Origin of the sequence: Arcobacter sp. CECT 8985 (assembly GCF_004116495.1) — a bacterium.
In the GTDB taxonomy this organism is placed as follows: Bacteria; Campylobacterota; Campylobacteria; order Campylobacterales; family Arcobacteraceae; genus Malaciobacter.
Map to the genome: position 1 here is coordinate 111,169 of NZ_PDKC01000004.1, position 6,713 is coordinate 117,881.

The 6,713-nt window shown below is 23.3% G+C and carries 6 protein-coding genes; all 6 read left to right on the top strand.

Translation table 11 applies throughout. The features are described from left to right. The first annotated feature begins 2 nt into the window (after window positions 1-2). Window positions 3-866: a type IVB secretion system protein IcmH/DotU gene (icmH, locus tag CRU93_RS03600; protein ID WP_129102815.1), complete on the top strand. Its 864-nt coding sequence runs from the start codon at window positions 3-5 to the stop codon at window positions 864-866. Continuing rightward, window positions 866-4,336, top strand: coding sequence for a type VI secretion system membrane subunit TssM (gene tssM, locus CRU93_RS03605; protein ID WP_129102816.1), 3,471 nt, complete (start codon window positions 866-868; stop codon window positions 4,334-4,336). Before icmH ends, tssM begins: the two co-directional genes overlap by 1 nt. After that, complete coding sequence (locus tag CRU93_RS03610; RefSeq protein WP_129102817.1) at window positions 4,337-5,005, top strand: PP2C family serine/threonine-protein phosphatase; 669 nt, start codon at window positions 4,337-4,339, stop codon at window positions 5,003-5,005. After that, the gene (locus tag CRU93_RS03615; RefSeq protein ID WP_129102818.1) at window positions 5,002-5,844 is read left to right on the top strand and encodes a serine/threonine-protein kinase; all 843 of its coding nucleotides are present in this window, start codon (window positions 5,002-5,004) and stop codon (window positions 5,842-5,844) included. The genes CRU93_RS03610 and CRU93_RS03615 overlap by 4 nt, the downstream gene beginning before the upstream one ends. Window positions 5,845-5,911: 67 nt before the next feature. After that, window positions 5,912-6,436 (top strand): Hcp family type VI secretion system effector, encoded by a 525-nt coding sequence (locus CRU93_RS03620; RefSeq protein ID WP_129102819.1) that lies wholly within the window; start codon window positions 5,912-5,914, stop codon window positions 6,434-6,436. Between the two features lie 87 nt (window positions 6,437-6,523). Further along, on the top strand, window positions 6,524-6,713 hold a 190-nt coding region (locus CRU93_RS03625; protein WP_164967610.1), incomplete at its 3' end, for a hypothetical protein.

Below are 6,713 nucleotides of genomic sequence, written 5' to 3' on the forward strand. Positions count from 1 at the left end.
TAATGAGTAACAAGACAATATTAGTAACTGCAGATGAAAATGTAAATTTAACTAACTTTGATTCAAAAGATATAGAAAAAACATATACAAAGTTAAAAAGACAAGCTTCTTATTTCAAAAGAAACAAAGATTTTAATATAAATGATTTTGAAATTAGTTTTAATCCTATAATAAGTGCATCTATTCCTATTTTTGAATATATATATACACTTAATAGTAAAGATGATGAATATCTTGATATAAATAACGTAAGAGAAAATTTTGTAACGAAGATAAATCAGTTTCAAGAAAAAGCAAATGAGTTTGAAATTGCAGAAACAGAAGTATTAGTTACAAGATATATTTTATGTACTTTTGTTGATGAAATGGTAAATTCCACATATTTTGGTAAACAACATGATTGGGCAAATAATAGTTTATTAAGTATATTTCACAATGAAACTTATGGTGGAGAGAACTTCTTTCATTTAATGGATAAATTTTTAAAAACACCTGCTAAATATATTCATATATTAGAATTTATGTATGTTTGTTTATCTTTAGGTTTTGAAGGTAAATACAGAGTTGTAAATAGAGGTCAAATTGAACTTAATAATATAAAAGATAGTCTTTTTAAACAAATAATGATAGTACAAGGCAAAGAACCCTTATCTTTTTATACAAAACAAGAACCATCAAAAGATAAATTTAGGCTATTTGATAAACTTTCTTATCCTTTATTAGCAGGAAGTATTTTTGCTTTATTATTTATAATATATACATCATTATCTATTAGTTTAAATTCGCAAAACAATAACCTTTTAAATACTTTACAAAAGAATTCAAATCAATTTGTATTTAATAAAATTGAAAAAGAGAGTAATTAATGAAAAAACCACTATATAAAAACCTTTATTTTTGGGCTATAACTATATCATTTATTTTATCTTTACTTATAATTTTTCTTTGGCCTTATTTATTTGATAGTCTAAAAAGTTTATCAAGTAGATTACTTATTTCATCTATTATTATATCTATTACTATTATATCAATATTACTTATTCTTGTTTTTAAAAAACCAGAGACAAAAGAGATTATAGAAGAGAAGAAAAAGAAAAAAGAAGTAGAAACTGAGTTTAAAAAAATTATTAATAAAAAAGTTAATGATTTGAAAACTAAATTTAAAGAAGCAATCAAAATAATAAAAAAATCATCTTTATATAAAAATAAAAGAAGAGCAAAATATGAACTTCCATGGTATTTGGTTATGGGTGATAAAAGTGAAGGAAAAACTACTCTTATTGAATCATCAGGGTTAAATTTTCCTTTAAATGTAAATTATAATACTAAAAGTGTAGTAGAAGAATCTAACAGTGAAAATTTTCAATGGTATTTTGCTGAACACTCTATTTTTATAGATGTTCCAGGAAATTATATTGAACAAAAACAAAATAAAGAAGATCCTTTTGTATGGAAAAAATTTCTTGATCTATTTGTAAAAAAAAGATGGAGAAGACCTATAAATGGAATAATCTTAACAATTAGTATAGAAAAACTTATCGATTATAATGAAAAAGAATTAGAACAATATGCAAAAGATTTAAGAGATAGATTTGATGAATTATCTTTCGCTTTCATGTCTAGTATTCCAATATATCTAATTATTACAAAATCTGATAAAATCGAAGGTTTTAATGAATATTTTAATGATTTAAAAGAAGATGAGAAAGATGAAATATTAGGTATTACTTTTGATGAAAAAGATAAAAACATTGATACGGTTATTGTAAAACCAAAACTTGAAGAGTTATTAAAAAGACTAAATAGTTCAATTTTAACAAAATTACATTATGAATGGGAAGAGAACAATCGTCCTAAAACATATCTATTTACAAATAATCTATCTAAAATATTTGAAAAAACAACTCTATTTATAGATATGTGTTTTGCACAAACAAGATATAGAAAACCTCTAATGTTAAGAGGACTATACTTTACTAGTGTACCTTGTGAAGAGAACCAAAATGCTTTAATAACTGAAGATCAACTTGACTATAGTAGAGATTCAAAAGGTCTTTTTATAAAGAAATTATTAAATGATATTATATTCCCTGAATCTGAAATATTAAAAATGGATGAAAATTATAAAAAGAAATTCAAAAGAAATCAAATAATTGCTTATGCTGCAAGTTTTATTCTAGTTATATTTTCTACGACATTTATGTTACAAGATTTTATTTCACAAAATAACACAATAGAAAAAATAGAAAAAGAGTTTTTAAAATATCAAATTAATAGACAAAAAGTTTTTGCTTCGGATAATTTTGATCATATTGCTTTAATTTTAGATAATTTAAAAAATATCGAAAATCTTGATAAACAGGAGATTGGAGACAGTTTTTATAATCTAATATTTTATAAAGCAGATGATAGAAGAGATCAACTTGAAAAAATATATTATAATGACTTAAAAACACTTTTACTTAAAAGAGTAGAACTTGATATACAATCACAAATAAAAAATGATTTAAATAACTTTGATTTAACATGGAAAAATACAAAAGCTTATGTAATGTTAAATAGAACAGATAAAATTGATAAAGAGTTTCTAAAAAATTATATGTCACAAAGATGGAATGATTTATATAAAGATTATCCATCTTTACAAAACAATTTAAATTATCATTGGGCAAATGTTTTAAATAAAGGTTTTAAACCTCAAAATTTAAATAAAGATTTATTAAAAGTTGCAAGAAATAACCTAATGCAATCAGGAATAGATGCACTTAGTTATAAAAGTTTAAAAACAAAAATACAGACTTTTAATCTTAAAGATTTTAGTTTTTCTCAAACTTTTGAAACACCAAGTATATTTGATGGATCAAATTATAAAATCAATGGCTTATTCACAAAAGAGGGGCACTCCCTTATGATGAAAGAGGGTAGAGATCTAGTAAAAAGTGTTCTTCAAAATAACTGGGTTTTAGGTAAAAAATCACAACTCACACAAGCACAAATTAGTGAAAGCTATAAAAAAATATTAAATTTATATTATTCAGAATATAAAAAAGAGTGGTTAAAAGCTATTTCTATGTTAAATATACCTAAAAAATATAGAATCACAGAGTTAAATAACCAACTATCAATATTTAGTTCAGCTAATTCTCCTATTTATCATGTAATAAGTGCAATAAAGGAAAATACTAATATCTATACACCTCAAGAGAAATTAAGATTAAAAGCAATGTCAAACGATAATGTTACTAAAGCTGTTGCAACTACAGTTGCTCCTGGAAGAATAGGAAGAGCTCTTGCAAAAAATGCACTTGAAAAAAATCAAATAGTTGATAATAAAAGTATAAAAAATTTAAGAGAATTTTTTAAACCATATGTTCAATTAGTAGATAAAAATGACCAACCACAAGAACAATTAGCCAATGCAACCTCAAAATTAGATAAAGTTTATAAAACAATGGTATCAATAGATAGTTCAGTAAACTCTACTTTTGAAGCATTTAGATTAGTTAAAGATAGAGTTCAAGGTAGAGTTGAACCAATAGTAATATCATTTAATAATTTGCCTATACATATAGATAAACTTTATAAACAGTTATTACAAAGTAATTGGTATTTTGTACTTTCTCAAGCAAAAAACTATATGAATAAAAAATATAAAGAAGATGTATATCTATTTTATCAACAAAAATTAGCTTCAAAATATCCTATATATAATACAAAAAGTGATTATGTGAAATTAGAAGACTTTAATGACTTCTTCAAAAAAGATGGTATTGTCGATAGTTTTTATAAAAACTATGTATCTTTATTTATAAATATTAATAAATTAAATAATACTTATAAATTAAATAATTTAGATGGGACATCAATTAGTATAAATAAAGATTTTATTAGTGCTCTTATAAAATCATTTAAAATTAAAAAAGCATTTTTTAGAAATAGTGGTTCTTTAGGTTTTACAATAAATGTTAAACCTTATATCCTAGGTAGTAATCTTGCAACAATGCAACTTGAATACAATGGGAATAACATATATTATGAACATGGACCAATAAAAAGTCAAAAAATAAATTGGCCTGCAAATAGTTTAGATAGTGTAGTAAAGTTTAATTTGTATAATTTAAAAGGTAAACAAGTTGTTGCAAAATATCTTGACAATGATTGGGCATTATTACAAGTATTTAACAATTTTAAAGTAAAAAAAGAATCAAATAATTCAGTGGTAATAAAATATGAAGATAAACGTTATACAGGTTCATTTTATTTAAAAGGCGAAACAAGTCAAGCCTTTACAAAATACAATTACTTATCAACATTTAAACTATCAAAGAGTATATAAATGCAGTTTGATAGTACATATTTTACGCACCCTGGATATAAAAGAGAATTAAATGAAGATTCTTTTTTATGTGATGATAAAAATAGTTTATGGATTGTATGTGATGGAATGGGAGGACATAGTAATGGCAATTTTGCAAGTAGATTAATTACTGATCTATTTGAAGATATTATTTTTTCTAATTCTTTTTCTCAAAATATTGAATTAATACAAAATTGTCTTGTTAAAGCACATAAGATATTACAAAAGAAAGTTAATATTAATTCTTCTGATATTATAGGTACAACTATTGTCTTATTATATATATTTGAAAATAGAGCAATTTGTATTCATTGTGGAGACAGTAGATGTTATTTATTTCAAAATAGTTTAAAATGCATCACAAAAGATCATGCAAAACAATTAAATGGACAAAGAGTTTTGACTTCTGCAATTAATGCACCAAATAAAAAGTTATCTCTTGAAAAAAGAACATTTTATATAAATGAAAATGATAAATTTCTACTTTGCACAGATGGTTTATACGATTTTATTTCTGAAGATGTTATTTTATATTCTATGAGACAAAAAGATATTGATAAAAGCATGGATATTTTAATAAAAAATGTTCTAAAAACAAAAGCAGAAGATAATATTACTGCATTATTAATAGGTAAAAGTTTCAAATGAAATCTCTTATAAAAAAAGTACAAAAACAAACTAAAATGTCAAATATATTAAATAAAAGATATATATTAAAAGAACTTATAGGAGAGGGTGGATTATGTGATGTATATAAAGTTGATGATTTATATGACTTACATTTTAAATATGAATCAAATATTGTTGCAAAAATTCCAAATAGTAAATTAAAAGAACATAAAGATGTATCAACTTTATTATATAGTGAATATAGATTCTTAAGAAAACTTAACCATCCTAATATTGTAAAAGTATTGGATTTTGGAATTGATAAAAAATCTAATATACCTTATATTATTCTTGAGTACATAGAAGGAAAACTATTAAAAGATCTTCCTTTTTTTGAAATGAGTAAAAAGTTTAAACTTGATATTTTTAAAACATTAGTAAAAACAATTAATTATTTACATTCAAATAACATAATTCATGCAGATATAAATCCTTCAAATATAATTATTAATGATCAAAATCACTTAACACTAATTGATTTTGGTATATCAAAATCAATTAAAAATGAAGAAGAAATTGAACTAAATTATTCAAATGTAAAAGCATACAATCCAAATTATTGTGCTCCTGAAATCTTAGAAAATGAGTTACCAACAATAGAATCTGATTATTTTTCTATTGCAAGTATTTGTTTTGAACTATTTACATTAAATAATATAAAAATTAATAACAATAAAGTTATCTTAAACAATATTTTAAAAGTACCTTTTTTATTAAGATTTTGGTTTAAAAGGAATTTAATGTATAAAAAATCAGATAGAACTGTAAAAAAATCGAATATATATGAAAAATTTCTAAAATTTTTCTATTTTAGTTAGTATTTTAATAATTTATTTAATTATTTATTGGTAAAATCACATTATTAAAATTTAATAAGGAAAACGAATGAACAATCCAATTTTTATTTCGATAAAAGGTAGTACTCAAGGTTTAATAACTGAAGGTACATTTACTCCAGAGTCTGTAGGAAACTCTTATCAAAAAGGTCATGAAAATGAAGCTTTAATAAAAGGTTTTTCTCATGATATTAAAATTCCTAGAGATCCTCAATCAGGGCAACCATCAGGTCAAAGAGTTCACGAACCATTAGTTATTTCAAAAATATTTGATAAATGTTCACCTCTTTTATACAATGCTTTAACAAAAGGTGAAACATTAACTGAAGTTGAATTAAAATGGTATAGAACTAGTTATGCAGGTAAACCTGAACATTACTTTACTATCAAATTAGAAGATGCTGTTATTGTAGATATCTCTTCTTATATGGATAATGAGGAAGGTTTAGCAAAAACTCAAGTTGCACCACTTGAAAAAGTATCTTTTGCATATAGAAAAATTACATGGAGACATGAAACAGCAAGTACTTCAGGTGAAGATGACTGGAGAATTGGTGTTGGGCTTAACGCTTAAATATATGGGGTTTCCCCATATATCTAATTTATTATAAAACTTATTTTTATAAATGATTTTTATAATGAATTACTATAAGGTATCTTAATGTCAAAATTATCACAAATAAATAAAACTCTTAGAAAACAGATCAACCAAAACATAAAATCAAGAATAAGACTGATAAACTATAGAAGTGACTTGCCAGATATACTAAATGAGAGTTTAAGTGTATATAAACTAAATGGGATTAGTAAAGTAAATAAACCTTATGAGTTTGAAGTAGTATTTGTAAGTG

Coding starts and splice junctions, on each gene's coding strand:
- tssM (WP_129102816.1), top strand. CDS start 866: ATGAAAAAACCACTATATAAAAACCTTTATTTTTGGGCTATAACTATA.
- CRU93_RS03610 (WP_129102817.1), top strand. CDS start 4,337: ATGCAGTTTGATAGTACATATTTTACGCACCCTGGATATAAAAGAGAA.
- CRU93_RS03620 (WP_129102819.1), top strand. CDS start 5,912: ATGAACAATCCAATTTTTATTTCGATAAAAGGTAGTACTCAAGGTTTA.
- icmH (WP_129102815.1), top strand. CDS start 3: ATGAGTAACAAGACAATATTAGTAACTGCAGATGAAAATGTAAATTTA.
- CRU93_RS03615 (WP_129102818.1), top strand. CDS start 5,002: ATGAAATCTCTTATAAAAAAAGTACAAAAACAAACTAAAATGTCAAAT.